Consider the following 19,201-nt stretch of genomic DNA (forward strand, 5'->3'; position numbering starts at 1 on the left):
AAACAAAAGTAGGTTAGGGAAGTTCGGCTATGACCGACAGCAGCTCTGCGAGGGTTGCCGTGCTTGTTTCGCTATGGGCTATGGTGTATATCTTGTCTGCTTCTGCAGTTACGCTTTTTACGGCATAGCGCCATTGTTCACCTTCTGCGGAGATAAACAACAGGTGTATGTCTTGGTCCGGGAAAAATTGTCGGTAAGGATCTGTAAACATGGATGTTTTGTTGTCCCAGTAAAGTTGTGCAATCCCATGTTTTTCATCGGCATAAGCAAGGTAAACGGCAGCATTTTCACCATTATACCCATCGCTTGCCAATACTTGTATACCCGTTTTTCCTCCGGGATAGTTTGCTGTATGGGCGATGCCTTTCCATCCGTTGCCGGAAACATAGGTCACATAATAACCATTTTCCGTAAAAAATTCACCTTCCGTATACAGATTCCAGGAGAAACTACCATTTGCATTTTCCGGACCTTCCCAAAGGAAGATATCCTCTGCGGCATCGCCGGTTCGGGAAACGGGAACGCGTATCTGTATTCCACAGTCACTTATTATCTGTTGTCCGTCCCGGGTAAGGTTGAGATAAAAGAACCCTTCGCCTATGAGAAGCGATCTGATTTGTTCGTTTATCTGCCCCATGGAAGGCCTGTTGACAACCAGCATATCATTACGGTCGTACAATTCTATAAATTCCAGGGTTATATCTCCATCAACGGGTAGGCCATCCGCTGAGGTAAAGCAGCCCTGGGGTATGATGATCATCGTACCGTTGTCGGAAGTATGTTCCAGTCCCTGTTCTGCCTGAAAGATTATATTAGTGGAAAGCGTTTCCCGGGCGGTTTCCTGCAGGTTAATGAATTCCTGTGGCGCCGGAGCTTCGAAGTTCATTTCCTGCAGGGGCTCATCGCAACAGGTGTCCCGGTTACAGCCGGATAACAGCAGGAACAACGAAAAAAAATGCAGAAATGATGCGAATTTCATAACATCGGTGGTTTTGGCTGGTGTCTCAAATGTAGCGAAAAAGTTTGTATCCGGAATGAGATAAAAAGGATAAGCGGGCAGTGAATATGAAAGTAATTGACACAGGGGGTGTTGCAATAAAAAGAAAATCCCGCAACCTTTGATCGGACAGGGCGGGATTTCTGCATGAACAAACCTAAAAAACCAGATATATTTTTACGGCAGTGCGCTTATGGCATCGACCAGGTCTTCTTCGCTGCCTGTGGTCGTATCTTCGAGCGTAAACGTGTAAATATCGTTCTCGCCCACGGTGACTCCCTGGATAGCGTATCGCCATTGGTCGTCTTCCTCGGTGACAAAGATGACGTGCATTTCCAATCCCACCGGGATCTGTCCGTAATGTTCTGAAAAGGTACCCGTATTGGCATCGAAAGTGTCTAACAGGGCCAGGGCATTTCCCTCACCGTCATAAGAGAGGTATACGGCACAATTTTCATTGGTGAAACCTTCCGGGACCTGCACCTGCAATGTGGTTTTGGGTCTCGGATCGTTGTAAAAACGGTCTACATTGGTCCAGCCGAATTCCCCGAAGAACGCGAAATACTGGTCGCCTTCCGCAAATACACCGTTGTCCTGTCCGTTGTCGTTATCTCCTGTTTCATCCCATTCCAGGTTGCCGTCATCGTCTATGGTTCCTGCCCAAAGGGTCATATCCTGGTCCGGCCCTCCGGTCAGGTCTGCCGGGATTGTCATTTGCATGTTGCAGCCGGATTCCAGTGCTTCCCCGTTTTGGGTGACATTTACATAGAATTCTCCTCCGGATATAAGAAGCGCTTTGTCACCTTCCGGAGTGAGTCCCATTGTAGGCTTGTTGGCCGGGAGCATATTTTCCTTTTCGAAAAATTCCATAAATTCCAGGTCTACTTCGCCGGTAACCGCATCCCCGTCGAGCGTAAGGCATCCGGGAAATATATTCAGGGTTACCCCGTTTTCCGAAGTGAAAGTAATACCGTCTTCCGCATTGAACTGGGCAGTCTGTAACCGGTCTTGCAGGGCAGCGTCCCTCAAACTGTTAAACGCCTCGGCTGTCGGAGGATCGAATGGGGGTTCTTCTATGGGGGTGATCCCTTCGTCATCGCTCAGGGAACAACCTGTGAACAGAAGTGCTGACAGAACTAAAATGGCCAATGGTGTTTTTACATTTTTCATGATTTCTTCTTTTTGGATTAATATTTTATTTTCTTATAGGATTTTTAAACTCGGTGATCTTCGGAGGTTATTGTCTTGGCTGACTGAAAATTATTTTGGACATAATGACTTCACCGGAAGCGACGAGAGCAATCATTTTATGAGCGTAATCTTCGGTTGAAGCATAACCTTTTGCATATCCGGTAGCTGTTTCAACTTCCCAGAAATAATTTCTCTTTTCATTGTTTTTTGCTTCGTTTTCCGGCACATAAAAGCTTACTATTTCCTTTTCTATGACAAACTCTCCCCGGCATACCATGGCTATCATAGTGTTGGCATGTTCCGTATTTGGTGAAGTTCCTTTATACACACCTTTATCTGTTTTTACAGACCAATCATAAACTTTTGTAATATGGTCTTTTATGATTTCCGCAACTTCGGCTGAAGTGCTTAAGGTCATTTTTTTATTTGCGGCATTTACATTCAAAAAAGTAAATACTGCGATTGCGATAATTAAAATTGAATTTCTCATAACGTACTGTTTTTGGGTTTTGATAATTTCTTTTTTTTGAGTGCAACTCTTTCTCTGTTTCATCTTTATATCAAATAGCCCGTTATTTTGTTACCCCTCTGCGAAAACTTTTTTATTTTAGTTCGGTAATTCTGTTGGTATGGCGGAAAGTAAAATACATGAAGACCAGAAGTATATAGACGGGCTGTTGCAACACAATGCATTGGTTATACAGTCTATTTATGACAGGTTTGTACCCAAAGTGGTGCATTACATTCGTAACAACAGCGGAAATAGCAATGATGCGGAAGATATTATCCAGGAGGTGTTGGTTATTATTTACAACCAGGCGAGGGATAAAGGCCTGCAGCTCAGTTGCCCGTTCGATGCTTATTTTTTTCTGCTATGCAAAAGGAAATGGCTGAACCGGTTAAAAAAATCTTCCGGGAGGGAGGTAACAACAGGTGATGAAAACGTATATAAGGACGAAGGTGCGGAAGAACTGGTTATGGAAGCAGATATTTTCAGTGAAAAAGAAGAGCTTTTCACCGTAATGTTTAATCGTCTCGGTAAGGTGTGCAGGGAGTTGCTGCAAACATCTTTCCGTTTAAAATCGATGGAAGAGGTAGCGGAAGCACTGAGTATAACCTATGCTTACGCCCGAAAGAAGAAATCACTTTGCATCGGAAAGCTAACCGAAATGATCCGCCGGTCACCCGAATATGAAAAAATAAAATCCTCCTGACGATGGAAGAGCAAGACTACATTTTATTTGAGGACTATGTTTCCGGTACACTTTCCGAGGAGGAAAAGCAGAAACTGGAAGAGCGTTTGCGATATGACGACGAATTAAAGGAATCTTTGACGCTGTATAAGGAAGCATCGGCTTATCTCGACCGTACATTTGGTAAATTAGAAGATACGGAGACCTTCCGGAATAAGGTATCGGATATATCGAAAGAATACTTTCTTAAAGATATGGAGCCCCGTAAGGGTTTACGTAAGCTGAAGCTCTGGCAGATAGCCGTGGCTGCGAGTGTGCTGGTAATACTGGGGATTTTCTTTTCGCGTAGAATAAGTATACCGGTTTATGAAGATTATGCGGATTACCCGCAGTTGAGCCTTGCGATGAGGGGAGAGGGGAATACACTATTGCAGCAGGCGGAAACCGCTTTTAATGCAGGAGATTACGAGAAAGCGTCTGTCTTATTCGAAGATATACTGAAAGCGGACGGGACCAATGCGGAAATATCGCTTTATTATGCCGTATCTCTTGTAGAACTGGGGCGGTATGAAGAAGCGGATACCGGGTTTTCCGCATTAATGGATTCGCGTTCCGTATTCCGTACGGAGGCCATGTGGTATCGAGCATTGAGCAAACTCAAGCAAAAAGATTATGAGGCCTGTGCCGGAATACTGGAACAGGTCCCGGAAGATACCGACAGGTATGCTGAAGCTCAAAAACTGTTGAAAAGATTGCCGGAATAGCCTATGACCAATCACAGCGTTTCGGTCAGTCGAAACGTATGAACATATCGTTAAAGTTAAAGGTTACTTTTTCAAAATTACCAATGAGGTCCTGCCCGATATTACCGAGGTAATGGTTGTCGGGTTTGAGGGCTTCTTTCAGAACGATGATCGAGTCCATAGTAACCTGTTTGTTTCCCACTTCCGGCAAGAAAGAGATATACATTCCTCTTTTGGTAATAAGGCCCCCTGCTCCGCCTATAGTGACGTCTGTTTCTTCATAATTTTTATTCAGCAGGCTCTCATTTTTTTCGTAATACGTGTTGTACAGCATACTGCTCATGGCCCCGGTGTCCAGGGAATAGGTGCCCGTACCTGTTTTGTCTTTCAGGTAAATGAGAGGGGTCAGAAAATCTATAGCGAGATTTCTTTCTTTACCGGATGTTTGTTCCAGGGGCACGATAAACCTGTCTTCCCGGGTAATCTGTATTTCTTTCATACCCTCAATAACCGGAAAGCCTATGATACCGTGTATCTGGTAATCTATCTGCGGAAAGGCCAGTGCTTCGTCGGGGAATACCAGAAAAACCGCATTGCAGATCGTCAGGCTGCCAAGGTGTAGTTTCGGGGCGATTGCGATCCTTGACTTGATCTGGTGCCCGGTAATAGCATCTACATTTATGGTGCCATCAAGTAGTTTCAGGCCGAAACGTTTGGCAGCCGTTTCGGTAATAGTAGACAGGTTGGCCCCGGTATCAAAAACAAAATACTGTTCTTCGGAATCCAGAGACACCAACAGGTTCTGCAGTTGTGCCTTGTCCCGGGAAATTTTCAGGTTTACGGTGCTGTTCATTTCGATTTTCTGTTTTGGCTGCCCTTCCAGCGCTGACCAGATGGCCAGGGTATTTCTGTAATCCTCCTCTTCTTCGCCTGTCATACGGTCTGTATATTCCGAAAGTAAAAGGGACAGCGTTTCTTTTGCTTTTTTATAATCGTATAATTTGGAATAATTGACATGACCTATGGAAAGTATCCTGAATTTAAGACTATCGGGAATTTCGGAGCCGTACTTGCCCAAGAGAAGGTTCATCTTATGGATGGATGAATCCGGACGATTAAATACATTATTCAGGAAGAATCCGGTTTTCAGTTTGTGGAGTTGGGAGAGACGGTTCGTGTTTTCCGAATATATTTTCCGGGCTCGGAAATAGTCCTTTGCATTGATCAAGGAATCAATTTTAAGATAAAGTTCTTTGTCTTTTTTAAGTTCCACCTGGGCAAAAGTTGTCAGCGTTGAAAAAATAAGGAAGATTATAATAGCCCACTTACAGGAAGGGAGGGGAGTATTCATGTTGTTGTTTTTTAGTGAATTATGGGGTTTGTCAGCTAAATTATGGACAAAATCTCAAACAATTATTACTGCTAATTTTGAATGACATATAATCCGGTATTCTTTCTGTATCACAAGACTAAATAGTCTTACGTCCTTTTCTCCAAAATGCAGAGAATTTTCATTGGCGATTGTATTAAAAAGTGGGGCACAAAGGTAAAAGTCCGGAAAAATAGCGAAATTCTATAGGTACAATGGCTTATTTTTCAGACCTGAATAGGGCGGTTTTCTTTTTCCCCGATGCAAAATCGTAGGCTATGCCTGCCATACATCCCCAGGAGAAATACCACAGCAGTTCAGTTAACGGGATGTTTCCCAGGATAGTGGCTCCGTAGGGAGTTCCGGACAACAGTCCGTATGAATCCCAGTAAGTGGGTGATATGAGGTTAAAAATGATCGCGTAAACCGGAATGATGAGCAGCAGGATAAGTATTCCGGAGGCCAGTAAAGGTCTCCACAGGTCTTTTCGGACAGTAACCATTATTATTGAAAAGATAATAAAGGAAATGGAACTGACAAAAATGGAATGGAACCCCAGCAAGTTGTTGAAAAGAAAAAGGGCTCCGACCCCCGTCAGAAAAAGAGAGGTAAAGTGTTTTTTCCTGCGTCGCTCCCCGTTGGAAACCGTTTTTCGGAAAACCACGTCATACACAGATACGGCCAGCCCCGTAACAAAGAAGCCGAACAAAAAATCCTCCGGGGAAACAGTGGCAGAACCAACTGAGGAAGGAGGGCGCCAGTAGTCGCGGAAATACCAGAATTCCGCGATCAATCCTGCAAAGCCTCCTATTAGACTTGCTTTTAGTATTTTTCTTCTTAAATCGGGCCTGGAACGAAAGAAAATAATCCAGGGCACACATAAAAACACGGAAATGAACAAATAGATATATTGATCCATGGAGGTGTAATAATGGTTGGTCTGATATCGATAAAGTTAACAAATTTGCTTTACATCAGAAAATTTTTCATTTTCTTAATGAAACCTGATAACGGCGTTGGGAGCCGGTCTTTCCCGGTATTTTACCTGTTTCGAATCTTTTTTTGCAGGGTCCCAGGGCATTTTTCCGAAGCGCGAAAAAACATTATATTGGCCAAGAAGGGAAAAGTGTTCAAACAAAAAGGGAAGACCTTCCGCTCCCAAAGGTGAGTCGGTATCGGCCACATGCAGGTGCAGGTGAGGCCCTGTGGACTGTCCGGTAAAACCGAGTGAAGCAATAACTTCACCTTTTTTAACTTTTTGTCCCAGCCTTACCCGGATGCTTCCCGGTTTCAGGTGTTCATAGAAGACATAACGATCCTTGCTGATATTCAGGGAGACATAATTTCCGGTAGCCTTACCCGCAGGGTATTTGGGATGTTCTGAAATGGTAGCACTTTCCGAAAAGTCATCCCTGGCTGATGCTACCGTACCGTCTGCAACAGCAAGTACATCAGCGCCGTATCCGTACCAATTTTTTACCTGGTCTTTATCGCCCTTTACAAGTTTACCTTTACTGTCCGTTTGCATAAAGTCAATGGCAAAACGCCCCGGTATCCGCGCTTTTCCTCTTTCGGTATAGAACACTCTGCGGTGTCCGCGTGCCCAGTCCGGACTGTAGATCGCAGTCCAGGGGCCGCCACATAGCGGTGGGCCCAGGATAACTGTAGTTTCCCGGGGTTCAAGTACCGGACCGGTGAAGGAAACCGGTTTGGTTTGGGTATCCCCCGGATGTATAAACCGAAAGTAGTGTATTAGGGATTTATTTTTTATTGTGGAAGGCAGGATAAATTCCATAAAAATAACACTGGCCCCTCCTGGTGGTAATACATTGTCCGTAAGTGGTTCTGCCGTGCCTGCTGTTTTATGCCGAAACTGCCATTCATCACCTGTTATGGAGAATACGGGGATACTGTCCGGTTGTTCCGTGATATCCAGCCGGGTAAATTGTATGGGACTGTCGGAAAAATTGGTGATGTGCAATTCGTAATAAACCGTGGGTTTACCGGCTATGATAACAATTTCCGGCTGGTACCCGATACGTATATCCGGGGTTTGCACATATTCCTGTCCGAAAAGTATTCCGGGAAGTAGAATAAATAATGCCCGGTATAATCCTTTTATTCGTGGAGCCATAGCATTAATTGTATCTTCCGTCTTTGTGGGATTTATGATGACTAATATACTTAAATTACTATAGCTATATACTTTGTACTTCTTTAAGCTGTCTTTTTTGCAGAATTCAATCTGTAAACATGCAACAATGTATGTGCATGGATTTTCAATCGATGGAGGTTAACACCGGATTTTAAAAGATCAATTCTACATGTATCTGGTAGGTATGCAGAATGTTCTTCACCTTTTCCGTATCTATACGGATGTCCTCTATGCGCAATATCCGGTCGCAATCTTCCAGGTCGAAGTTGATGGTAGCTTCCGGAAAATTATCGAGTAGCACGGAAACCACTTTGTCAGCCATGATTTCATCCCGCACATCGGTACGGAAAATTTCCACGGTAGATTCAAAATTGTATACGGGCATAGTTATTCTTTTTTTGGGATATACCTCATTAGTCCGGGTTTTAAGAAAAATGTTACAGGTTACCACCGGATAGTTTGTCCGTCTTCCACAACATGGCCCGGCCGGATCATGGAAGTCATAATAAAAATATCTTTCTTCCCGACACGGAGGTTTTCCGACAGGATTTCCAGCAGGTTTTGTTGTATGTTAAGGATATCTTCTTCGGCCCACAGGGTGGGAAGGTAGAGGTTTACCATAACCTCAAAGGACTTCCCGGCTTGTATAAAATCGCTGACCAGGTTTACGCATATATCCTTTTCTGCTACCCCGATACGCATGCCCCATTCCCTGACTATAGAATCCAGCAGAGTTTGCGGGATATTCTTTCGCTTTACAAAACAATGGGCTATGGGCATAGCAGGCGGTTTTTTAAAATTTGCGTTCCTGGAACGGTAAGCCTTTTCCGTCTTCGCAATATCCTTTCAGGCTCAGCAGGAACATTCCCCAGTTATAATTACACCAGCGGTAGAATTCCGTCACTTTTCTCCAGTCTGTATGCTTAAGTATCACGGCGGTTACACCGTCTTTTTCAGTAAGATCGAATATCAATGAAGTGCCGACCCACTCCGGATCGGATTCCACACAATTCCATACGATCTTGCTGTGCTCTGTTAGATGCACCACTTTCATTTTGGTTGCGTAGTCGTCGTCAAAATCAAATTCGTTGGTATAGCCTTCCTCCGGCCGTACTTTCAGTTTTTGCGTCCACACCTCTGATAAGCCCTTTACTGTGGTGAGTGCGGTATACACTTCGGAAACAGGTGCTTTAATGTAATTGATGTGCTCTATATCTGCCATAACCGATGGTGTTTTTGAGTTGTTCTTCATATTTGTTTTCTATTCGTAATCTATCTTTCTACTGGGTATCGGGAGTAAATCTATGTTTGTATTCATCAGGAAACTTCCTGGCCCTGCTCCCTAAATAATACTTATTGCTAAATTAGCTTGTTATATTTGTTTTTAAGGAGCTTATAAAGCCATTTTATAGGGGGATTCGGGACAAAATTGTATCTTTAAAGGCTTGTTTCATAAGATTTTTTTAAAAATAAGTCCCTGTAGTTTAATTGTTTGTGTTACAATTAAGAGGGATGGTCATATGTGAATACGTGTAAAACTTTATACCCGAAACATCTATATAAAAACCAAATATCCCAATGAAACTATCAATTCTATTGACCTCCCATCACCGCCTGCTCAGCGTGGCCGCCATGCTGGATGTTTTCCAGTCGGTAAACCGGTATTTTACGGAAGCGGGTGCGCCTCCTTTCTTTGATATCCAATTGCTTTATGGTGCGGATGAACATTATAAAGACCGGTATAGTGAATTTACGACAAGGCCCGTAACCGAGGTGGACCGTACGGACCTGGTCCTGATCCCTGCCTTTGCTTCGGAAGACATCAGGACGCTGATAGGGGATAACCGTGATATCATCCTGTGGCTGCATGAACAGCACAGACAAGGTGTTGAGATCGCCAGTTTTTGTACCGGGGCTTTCCTTTTAGGGGCATCGGGATTGTTGAACGGAAGAAAGGCGACTACGCATATCAACGCCACCACTGCCTTTGCCAACAGTTTCCCGAATGTTTTGTTACAGGCCCGGGAAATACTCACCGAAGACGGGGGTGTCTACACCAGTGGAGGAGCAACCAACAGCTTTCACCTGATGCTTCATCTCATCAAAAAATATTGTGGGATAGAGGCTGCTATTTATATCTCCAAGATGTTTGCCATAGATATGGACCGGGAACAACAGGCCTGCTACGGTACGTTTACTCCCAACCGCAACCACGGAGACGAACTGGTAAAGGGAATTGAACAGTATATCAATGAAATGTACCCGGAGATACAGACCATTGAAGAAATTGTAAACGAAGTCCCCTCCAGCCGCCGGAACATGGTCAGGCGCTTTAAAAAGGCGACAGGGGTTACCCCGATAGTTTACCTTCAGAAGATACGTTTGGAAGCTGCTAAAAAAATGCTGGAACAGACCAATAAAGGCATCATGGAAATTATGCTGGATGTAGGATACCGGGATGAGAAATCATTCCGGAAACTGTTTAAAAGAGACACAGGGACCACGCCAGTAGCTTATCGTGAAAAGTTCAAAGGGGTGGTGCTGAACGCGTAAAAAGGAAATCGTTTTAACTAAAAAGGAGATCATTTTGCTTAAACGGGAGGTTAATTTACCTAAATACATCCTTGTTTTGGTCAAATCTTATCCCTTTTCAGCTAAAGCATTGTTATTATGAGTTAAAGATCAGGGTTGCCTGGCTTAACGTTTAGGTTTCAGACCTAAAACTTTGGCCGTGATACTCTGGGTATCCCTCTAAAACAAGTAGAAATGATCGTGTAAAGCGAATGTTATTTTAAGGATAAACCTTACCCTTTAACAAGGGGTTTTGGGATATTATTAGTAGTTTTGATAATGTTAAAAAAACACTAAATATGATGAAACTCTACGCTGCCAGATTATCTTTCCTGTTTGTAACCCTTTTATGCCCAGGGTTTTTACTGTTCGCACAGGTGCCTTCTTACTATAACGGGACAGATGTAAACCAAACGGGCAATAACCTGAAAACGGAACTTGTTACCCTGATAACACAAACCCATACTACCAACCTGAGTTACACTCCCGGAGTATGGGAAGCACTGAAACAAACGGACCTTGATCCGGATAATCCGGAAAATGTGTTACTGCTTTACGGCTATAACGATAACGACGGCAATATAAAGACCGACCGGACACGGGATAAGGATAATAACGGAGGGAATACGGGAGACTGGAACCGCGAGCATGTCTTTGCCAAATCGCTCGGTAATCCCAACCTGGGAACTTCCGGCCCCGGATCGGATGCACATCATTTACGGGCCTCAGATGTCGGATTTAATGGAGATCGCGGAAATCTTCCTTTTGCCGATGCCAGCGGAAATGCGCGAAGAGTGAGTAATTCCTGGTATCCCGGCGATGAATGGAAAGGCGATGTTGCCCGGATGGTGATGTATATGTACCTCCGTTACGGAAATCGTTGTCTGCCTTCTGCCGTAGGAACGGGATCACAGACCTACAGCAGCGAGATGATGGATATTTTCCTGGAATGGAATGCCGAAGACCCGGTTTCGCAATACGAAATAAACCGGAATAATATACTGGAAAACTTACAAGGGAATCGCAACCCGTTTATTGATAACCCTGCTTTTGCTACTTCAGTTTGGGGTGGCCCTCAGGCAGAAAACCGTTTTGGGGACAGCCCTGATCCCACACCTACTGCGGATATTCTTATCAATGAGATCGATTCCGATACACCGGGGATAGACACTATGGAATTTATAGAGCTCTATGACGGTGGAACAGGAAACACTTCCCTGGATGGTATGGTTGTCGTATTGTATAATGGCTCCAACGATCAGAGTTATGCCGTTTTTGATCTCACGGGATATAGCACCAATTCAGAAGGATATTTTGTTTTGGGGAATGAGGATGTGCCTAATGTGTCCGTCGTTTTTCCGGGCAATACCCTTCAGAACGGTACGGATGCGGTAACACTGTATACCGGTGCGGCAACGGACTTTCCGAATGGTACGGCGCTCACCACAGCAAACCTCATTGATGCTGTAGTGTATGATACTGATGATTCGGATGATGAGCAATTGCTAACACTTCTGAATTCAGGCCAGCCACAACTGAACGAGGCGGGAGCAGGTGATAAAGATAACCATTCCCTGCAACGTATGCCTGACGGTTCGGGAGGGGCTGGGAATACCTCTTCCTATAGTGCGGCTTCACCTACACCAGGGGGAACTAACGGTAACGGAGAGGACAACAGAACCGGAGTTCTGATCAACGAAATAGATGCTGACACTCCCGGAACGGACACCATGGAATTTGTAGAACTCTATGATGGCGGAACGGGAAATACTTCCCTTGACGGTATGGTCCTGGTTCTTTACAACGGTTCCAACGATCAGAGTTACGCTGCTTTTGACCTCACGGGTTACAGCACGAATACGAATGGATATTTTGTTCTGGGTAACGAAGATGTATCTAATGTATCCATCGTTTTCCCGGGTAACACCCTTCAGAACGGCGCCGATGCAGTAACTTTATATAACGGTACCGCTGCCGATTTTCCGAGCGGTACACCGTTGACCACCGAAAACCTGATAGATGCTGTTGCATACGACACGAATGATACGGACGACCAGGAATTACTGACTTTACTAAATCCCGGCGAGCCGCAGGTTGATGAAGCCGGAGAAGGAGACAAGGACAATCATTCCCTGCAACGCATGCCCAATGGGTCCGGAGGTGCCCGGAACACATCCACCTATGTTGCGGCATTGCCTACACCCGGAACAGTTAATGGAAGCACAGGCCCCGGAACGGAGAATGTGTTGATTAATGAGATCGATTCCGATACGCCGGGAACGGATACCATGGAATTTGTAGAACTCTATGACGGCGGAACGGGAAATACTTCCCTTGACGGTATGGTCCTGGTTCTTTACAACGGTTCCAATGATCAGAGTTACGCTGCTTTTGACCTTACGGGTTATAGTACGAATACGGATGGATATTTTGTTCTGGGGAACGAGAATGTACCTAATGTGTCCATCGTTTTCCCGGGTAACACCCTTCAGAATGGTGCCGATGCAGTAGCTTTATATAGCGGTACCGCTGCCGATTTTCCCAGCGGTACACCATTGACCACCGAAAACCTGGTAGATGCTATTGCATACGATACGAATGATACGGACGATCAGGAATTACTCACTCTACTGAATCCCGGCGAACCACAGGTTGATGAAGCCGGAGAAGGAGACAAGGACAATCATTCCCTGCAACGCATGCCCAATGGGTCCGGAGGCGCCCGGAACACATCGACTTATATTCCCGCACTACCTACGCCCGGAACTGCCAATGGAGGAACCACGGAGCCTAGGGAGCCGATTTCCGTAGCTGAAGCCAGAAGTGTGGCGGATGGGACTACAGTAACTATTTCCGGAGTGCTGACGGTTTCCGATCAGTTTGCCGGGTCGGCATATATTCAGGACAGTACGGGAGGTATAGCGGTGTTCGATCAGTCCGTACACGGTGCCGGAACTTTCCTGATAGGAGATTCTATAACTCTTACCGGTACGAGAAGTGCCTTTAACAACCAGGTGCAAATAAGCCCGGTAACTTTGGTTACGGGACACGGCCCTGCAAATAACCCTATTGAACCCGTAGAGATCGGCCTGGCGGAAATGGGAAATCACCCGGGAGAGCTCGTACGGATAAGCGGGGTGTCATTTCCCGTTCCCGGCGATATGCTGTTCGGTAACTCCAATTATATCCTTGCGGATACGGAAGGTTCGGGAGAACTGCGTATTGATAATGATGTGGAGCCTATAGTGGGATTGGCGCAACCGGAGAGCTGTGAGGAAATAACCGGTGTAGTCGGAAAGTTTCAGGATGTTTACCAGCTGCTGCCCCGTATGAGGACCGATATTGCCTGTGCAGAAGAATATGTTCCGGAAGGGGATGATCTGGATATTCCCAAAGATCAGACGCTTGATGTAGTGGCCTGGAACATTGAGTGGTTTGGCGACGAATCCAATGCGCCGCCATCCGGAGACCCTGATTCCGACCAGATTCAGAAAGACAGCGTTAAAGCAGTCCTCATGGCATTGGATGCTGATGTAATCGCCGTGGAAGAAATATCCGACGATACCCTGTTTGCCCAGATGGTCACCGAAATGGACGGCTATGATTACGTATTGTCCGAATATACTTCTTATCCCAATGATAGCGGTATTAAACAAAAGGTCGGATTTATTTATAGAACGGCTGTGATAAGCCCCGTAGAAACCAAACCCTTGCTGGCCAGTATACATCCGTATTATAACGGAGGGGACGATAGCGCCCTTGTGGGATATCCGGACGATCCTACCCGTTTTTTTGCCAGCGGACGTCTTCCGTACCTGATGAAAGCCAATGTTACTATTGAAGGAGTAACGGAGCAGATAAATTTTATTGCGCTTCACGCCAGGGCTAATAGTAGCAGCGGTGCGCAGTCCAGGTATGATATGCGCAAATATGATGTGGAAGTGCTGAAAGACAGCCTGGATGCCATGTATGCGGATGCAAATCTCATAGTGCTTGGAGACTTTAATGACGATGTGGATGAAACCGTCGCGGATGACGTGAATACCACGGTGACCACTTATGAAGCCTATGTAAACGATGCTGCCGGTTATAGTGTGGTATCTTCGACGCTCAGTGACCAAAATTTCCGCTCCTATGTATTCCGGGAAAATATGATAGACCATATTATGATATCCAACGAACTGGAAAATAGTTTTATGGAGGGGTCGGCTCGTGTGGGGTACGAATTTTACGGCAGTAACTACTCCAATACCACTTCGGACCACTTTCCGGTCTCGGCCCGCTTCCGGATGCACGCTACCCTGGAAGTTGTAAGTACAGAAGCTACGGACGTAACCTGCAACGGAGAAAGTGACGGAACGGCCTTTGTAGAGGTTTCCGGAGGAATACCTCCTTATACCTATACGTGGAGTAACGGAGGAGATACGGCCGGTATAAACGGACTTCCCGCAGGCGAATATTCGGTGATCATAACAGATGCTTACGGTGCTGAGATCTCTTCCGAAGTGGAAATAGGGGAGCCGGAAGCCATGCTTATAACCCTGGAAGGAGATACGAAAGTATATCCGGGATACGGCCCCGCGGAGTCTGCGGTACTAACGGCCACTGTTTCCGGCGGAACCGGAGAATATACCTATTTGTGGAGCACCGGAGATACGGAAGCCGGTATTACAGTGAGTCCCGAAGAAACTACGGTGTACACCTTTACGGTAACCGATGCCGCCGGTTGTTCTGCCTCGCAGGAAATAACAGTGGAAGCGGAAGATATACTTTGTGGCAATGACCGTTTCTTTAATAAGATACAGATTTGTTATAAAGGAAAAACACTTTGTTTACCTGAAATAGCGGCGGAACAATTACTCAGGATAGGCGCTACGCTAGGTTCATGCGGCAATTCCGGCGAGCCTGGAATATCAGATGTGTTTATATTTCCCAACCCGGTATTGCGGAACACCTATGTGGTCCTGAAAAGCAATACGGATACTTCGGTGATAGTTCAACTCTATGACCAGAGAGGTAACCAGGTATACTCCGAAGAAAAGTCTGTCAATACGGGTTCTAATAAAATAGGACTGAACCTTTCCGGCTACCGCAGGGGAATCTATATTTGTAAGATAGTGCCTGCCGGGGGAGATCCTGCGATCACAAAGAAAATACTGAAGTTGTAAGAGAATATTTGAAAAAGAAGAAAGTGATCCCCGGTAAACAGCAGATGGTTACCGGGGATTTTTTGTTGCTACATTATGCTATTCCCCTGGGGCTTGATAACGGACAATGTCTATGGCCACGCCATTAGGGTCCTTAATGGCAAAGTGACGGTCTCCCCAGGGTTCATCCCTCAGTTCTATGGAGATAGGGATATCTTTTGCTTTGAGTTCCCGATAAATTTTATCCACGTCTTCTACCTCAATCGTAAAGTATACGCCCTGTCCGCCAAAGGCAGGATGAAAAAGAGCTTGTTGCGAACTGTGGTCCGGCATCAGGAAGCTTATTTCCGATTCGTGGTCCGGGGTATGTAGCAAGAGGTAAAAATCATTTTCAAAAGTTACCCCGAATCCGAGTACTTCTGTATAAAATTCTTTTGTCTCTGTCAGTTTTTGGGTTATTATACCCGCGTTTAACTTCATTTTGTGTTTAGTGTTCATAACGGAATGGTTTTGTGCGTTAATACTTGTAATAAAACAGATAAAGCCTAATAATGTCAGTACGGTTTTCATGTCTCTGATGATTTGTTGTTACGCAAAGTTGCATATAACCGTTTTAGTGTGATAGTAAAAAACGGACAAAAGCGGTAGAAATAAAAAAAGCCGAAAGTTAACTTTCGGCCTTTTATATTACTTAAATACGGTATGTCTTTATAAAGACTGGAACAGTTCTTCCATTTTGCTTCTTTCTTCATCGGCCAGGGCAGGGTCTACGAGGATACGCCCACTGTGCTCATCGGTGATGATTTTTTTTCGTGCGGCGATTTCCATTTGTACCTGTGGCGGAATAGTAAAGAAAGAACCTCCCGAAGCTCCTCTTTCTATAGCTACTACAGCAAGTCCGTTTTTCACATTGTCACGAATACGTGCATATGCTTTTACCAGTCTGTCATCAATAAGTTCCTGGAACTCTCTGGATTTTTCCTTGAGGGTGTTTTCTTCTTTTTCCGTTTCGGCCAGGATAGCATCGAGTTCTCCTTTCTTGTGTTTCAGATGACTCTCACGTTCCTTAAGACGTTCTTTGGTCTCTGTGATCACTTCTTTTTTCTGCTCGATCTGGACCTTGAATTCCTTAATTTGCTTTTCAGAAAGCTGGATTTCCAGTTCCTGGAATTCCATTTCTTTGCTCAAGGAGTTAAATTCCCGGTTGTTACGAACATTTTTCTGTTGCTCCGTGTATTTTTTAATCAGCCCCTTGGATTCTTCGATAGCGTTTTTCTTATTGGCAATTTCCTGGGTGAGGTTTTCCTGTTCTCCTCCCAGTTTGTCTAACCGTGTCCTCAGTCCTTCGACTTCGTCTTCCAGGTCTTCTACCTCGAGAGGTAGTTCTCCTCTCACATTGGCTATTTCATCAATTCTGGAGTCAATTAACTGCAGATCATACAAGGCTCTTAATTTCTCTTCTACAGTAGCGTCGGTTTTTTTTGCCATAGGTTATAAATACTTGATCGAATTTGTATTGCACTCTGATAAAACCACCTTACCCTCTGGTAAGGCAGGTGCAAAATTATGAATTTTTTTCGTAAGATGCTCAAACAAAAGATTTTTTGTATATTGTTCACTCTCATAGTGCCCTATGTCAGCAATAATCATTTGTTTTTCGGCTTTGTAAAACTCGTGATATTTAACATCTCCCGTAATAAAAATGTCGGCTCCCGATTTTTTTGCATGTGAAATGGCAAAAGCACCGCTTCCGCCAAGCACCGCAATTTTTCTTATTTTTTTGTACAACAGGCCGGAATGGCGTATACAGGCCAGTTGCATTTTTTCTTTTATCCGAAGTAAAAACTCTTCGTCTTCTGCGGGTTCTGCCAACTCGCCGATCATGCCTATACCAATGTGTTGATTATGGTTTTCCAGGGTAGTAATTTCATAAGCAACCTCTTCGTAAGGATGATTGGTGAAGAGGGCATTGAGGACCTTACCTTCCAGGTGTTTCGGAAAAGTAACGCCGATCTGGGTTTCGGGTTCGTAACGGGTTACTCCCTGTTCACCGATCACAGGATTGCTGTTTTCATCTCCCTGAAAAGTCCCCGTACCTTCGAGGTTAAAACTACAATTATTATAATTACCGATAGTTCCGGCGCCGGCATGGAAAAGGGCTTCCCGCAGCTGTTCAGCGTCGTTTACAGGAACAAAAGTCAGTAATTTTTTTACCGTTCCCTTTTGTGGGATCAATATTTTTCTGTTTTGTAAGCCTAATGCATCACATAGCGCCGCATTGACTCCGTTAAAAGTATTGTCCAGGGCAGTGTGAATAGCAAAGATGGCAATATGGTGTCGTATGGCTTTTATTACCGTACGCTCCACATAAGAAGAACCATTAAGCTTTTTGAGGCCTGAAAAAATGATGGGATGAAAACTTATGATGAGGTTACAGTCTTTCTCTATAGCTTCGTCCACTATTTCTTCCAGGGTATCATGGGTAATAAGTATACCCCTTACTTCATCGTTCCGGTTACCAACCAGTAAGCCCGTATTGTCAAAATCTTCGGCATAGGCCAGCGGAGAAAGTTCTTCCAGGCAGTCTATGACGTCCTTAATGTACATGTGGTTTTTTTTATATTAAACAATTAGGGGATTCCCGTACAAATTTACAGGTTCTAAAGATACAGTGAAAAATCGGGATTATCCGGAAGTGAAAAAATTAACCGTTATTTGTAATGCGAAAGACAGGTTAACAGGTATACATGCCAAAACGTGATGTTTTCTTCCGGCCTGCATACTACCTGCCAAAAAAAAGATATGCGAAAACTCCGAAAAATACTCTGGCCATTTTCCCTGCTTTACGGGTTGATAGTAAAGGTCAGGAATTTTTTTTATGACAAGGGAATATTTCGTTCCGTTTCTTTTGATATCCCGGTAATCTGTGTCGGGAACCTGAGTGTGGGAGGAACGGGAAAAACACCGATGGTAGAATACCTGGTACGCTTGTTAACTCCCGATTTTTACATGGCGACCCTGAGCAGGGGATACAAAAGGAAATCAAAAGGATTTGTCCTGGCAGGCCCGGAAACGGGAGTAGAGGAACTGGGAGATGAACCCTGTCAGTATCACGAAAAATTTCATGATGTAGCAGTAGCTGTAGATGCTGACAGAGTGAACGGTATACACAATCTCCTCGCCCTGCAACCTCCTCCCGATACGGTTATTCTGGATGATGCTTTTCAGCATCGCAGGGTGAAGGCCGGCCTTAATATTATGCTGACGGCCTTTAATGACTTGTATGTTAATGATATGTTCCTGCCGGCAGGGAATCTCCGGGATAGCCGGAGGGAGGCCCGGCGAGCCGATATTATAGTGGTGACCAAATGCCCGAAGGATTTGAGTACGGATCAAAAGAATGGTATTTTAAAATTACTGGCCCCGGAAAAATACCAACATATTTTTTTTACCACTATAGCTTACCATGAACGTATCGCTTCCCTGGAACAAACTGTTTTGTTGTCCGATTGGATAAACCACAGCTTCACCCTCGTAACCGGGATAGCTAAAGCCATTCCACTGGTAGAGTTCCTGAAGGGTAGGGACCTGGATTTTGAACATTGCGATTTTCCGGATCACCATGATTTTACTGAAAATGAACTGGAGGAATTAAGGAAAAAGAAAAACATCCTGACTACGGAGAAGGACTTTATGCGACTGAAGGATAAAATTGACGGGATTTTTTATATTGAAATACAATCTGTCTTTTTGTTCGGAGACCAGGAGAAATTTGATGACCTGGTGCGAAGCTATGTGAAAGGGAACTAAAAGAGACAAGAGTTCTGTGTATCCG

Annotated in this window: 17 protein-coding genes; 5 read left to right on the plus strand and 12 right to left on the minus strand. The window is 44.7% G+C overall.

The window, feature by feature from the left end; genetic code table 11:
- Positions 1–13 precede the first annotated feature (13 nt).
- The 3 genes from ACVBDY_RS07590 to ACVBDY_RS07600 form a co-directional block, all read right to left on the minus strand.
- Positions 14–979 (minus strand): hypothetical protein, encoded by a 966-nt coding sequence (locus ACVBDY_RS07590; RefSeq protein WP_447174866.1) that lies wholly within the window; start codon positions 977–979, stop codon positions 14–16.
- 195 nt (positions 980–1,174) lie between these two features.
- Positions 1,175–2,167, minus strand: a complete 993-nt coding sequence (locus ACVBDY_RS07595; protein WP_447174867.1) for a hypothetical protein — start codon at positions 2,165–2,167, stop codon at positions 1,175–1,177.
- 67 nt (positions 2,168–2,234) lie between these two features.
- The gene (locus ACVBDY_RS07600; RefSeq protein ID WP_447174868.1) at positions 2,235–2,678 is read right to left on the minus strand and encodes a hypothetical protein; all 444 of its coding nucleotides are present in this window, start codon (positions 2,676–2,678) and stop codon (positions 2,235–2,237) included.
- Positions 2,679–2,817: 139 nt separating this feature from the next.
- Here ACVBDY_RS07600 and ACVBDY_RS07605 point away from each other — a divergent pair, with 139 nt between their 5' ends.
- Positions 2,818–3,402: an RNA polymerase sigma factor gene (locus tag ACVBDY_RS07605; protein ID WP_447174869.1), complete on the plus strand. Its 585-nt coding sequence runs from the start codon at positions 2,818–2,820 to the stop codon at positions 3,400–3,402.
- A 2-nt stretch (positions 3,403–3,404) separates the two neighbouring features.
- Positions 3,405–4,145, plus strand: coding sequence for a tetratricopeptide repeat protein (locus ACVBDY_RS07610; RefSeq protein ID WP_447174870.1), 741 nt, complete (start codon positions 3,405–3,407; stop codon positions 4,143–4,145).
- A gap of 25 nt (positions 4,146–4,170) precedes the next feature.
- Here the strand turns inward: ACVBDY_RS07610 and ACVBDY_RS07615 are convergent, their stop codons facing one another.
- The 6 genes from ACVBDY_RS07615 to ACVBDY_RS07640 form a co-directional block, all read right to left on the minus strand.
- Complete coding sequence (locus ACVBDY_RS07615; RefSeq protein WP_447174871.1) at positions 4,171–5,475, minus strand: retropepsin-like aspartic protease; 1,305 nt, start codon at positions 5,473–5,475, stop codon at positions 4,171–4,173.
- 238 nt (positions 5,476–5,713) lie between these two features.
- On the minus strand, positions 5,714–6,412 hold the full coding sequence (locus ACVBDY_RS07620) for a lycopene cyclase domain-containing protein (RefSeq protein ID WP_447174872.1): 699 nt from the start codon (positions 6,410–6,412) through the stop codon (positions 5,714–5,716).
- Positions 6,413–6,487: 75 nt separating this feature from the next.
- Positions 6,488–7,627 (minus strand): M23 family metallopeptidase, encoded by a 1,140-nt coding sequence (locus tag ACVBDY_RS07625; RefSeq protein ID WP_447174873.1) that lies wholly within the window; start codon positions 7,625–7,627, stop codon positions 6,488–6,490.
- Positions 7,628–7,799: 172 nt separating this feature from the next.
- Positions 7,800–8,033 (minus strand): hypothetical protein, encoded by a 234-nt coding sequence (locus ACVBDY_RS07630; RefSeq protein ID WP_447174874.1) that lies wholly within the window; start codon positions 8,031–8,033, stop codon positions 7,800–7,802.
- A gap of 59 nt (positions 8,034–8,092) precedes the next feature.
- The gene (locus tag ACVBDY_RS07635) at positions 8,093–8,428 is read right to left on the minus strand and encodes a hypothetical protein (protein WP_447174875.1); all 336 of its coding nucleotides are present in this window, start codon (positions 8,426–8,428) and stop codon (positions 8,093–8,095) included.
- Positions 8,429–8,441: 13 nt separating this feature from the next.
- Positions 8,442–8,900 carry an SRPBCC family protein gene (locus ACVBDY_RS07640; protein WP_447174876.1) on the minus strand — a complete coding sequence of 153 codons (459 nt, stop codon included), beginning with the start codon at positions 8,898–8,900 and terminating at the stop codon, positions 8,442–8,444.
- Between the two features lie 326 nt (positions 8,901–9,226).
- Here ACVBDY_RS07640 and ACVBDY_RS07645 point away from each other — a divergent pair, with 326 nt between their 5' ends.
- The gene (locus tag ACVBDY_RS07645; protein WP_447174877.1) at positions 9,227–10,201 is read left to right on the plus strand and encodes a GlxA family transcriptional regulator; all 975 of its coding nucleotides are present in this window, start codon (positions 9,227–9,229) and stop codon (positions 10,199–10,201) included.
- 317 nt (positions 10,202–10,518) lie between these two features.
- Entirely contained in the window at positions 10,519–15,387 is a 4,869-nt protein-coding gene (locus ACVBDY_RS07650; protein ID WP_447174878.1) for an endonuclease, read from the plus strand.
- A 78-nt stretch (positions 15,388–15,465) separates the two neighbouring features.
- Here the strand turns inward: ACVBDY_RS07650 and ACVBDY_RS07655 are convergent, their stop codons facing one another.
- From ACVBDY_RS07655 to ACVBDY_RS07665, 3 genes are all read right to left on the minus strand, one after another.
- Entirely contained in the window at positions 15,466–15,846 is a 381-nt protein-coding gene (locus tag ACVBDY_RS07655) for a VOC family protein (RefSeq protein WP_447174916.1), read from the minus strand.
- A gap of 228 nt (positions 15,847–16,074) precedes the next feature.
- Positions 16,075–16,854, minus strand: a complete 780-nt coding sequence (locus ACVBDY_RS07660) for a zinc ribbon domain-containing protein (RefSeq protein WP_447174879.1) — start codon at positions 16,852–16,854, stop codon at positions 16,075–16,077.
- Between the two features lie 3 nt (positions 16,855–16,857).
- A complete protein-coding gene (locus ACVBDY_RS07665; protein ID WP_447174880.1) occupies positions 16,858–17,973 on the minus strand; it encodes a Nif3-like dinuclear metal center hexameric protein in 1,116 nt (371 codons plus the stop codon).
- Positions 17,974–18,168: 195 nt separating this feature from the next.
- Here ACVBDY_RS07665 and lpxK point away from each other — a divergent pair, with 195 nt between their 5' ends.
- A complete protein-coding gene (gene lpxK, locus ACVBDY_RS07670) occupies positions 18,169–19,176 on the plus strand; it encodes a tetraacyldisaccharide 4'-kinase (RefSeq protein ID WP_447174881.1) in 1,008 nt (335 codons plus the stop codon).
- The last annotated feature ends 25 nt before the right edge of the window (positions 19,177–19,201 follow it).

The organism is Sinomicrobium halophytocola (assembly GCF_052983395.1).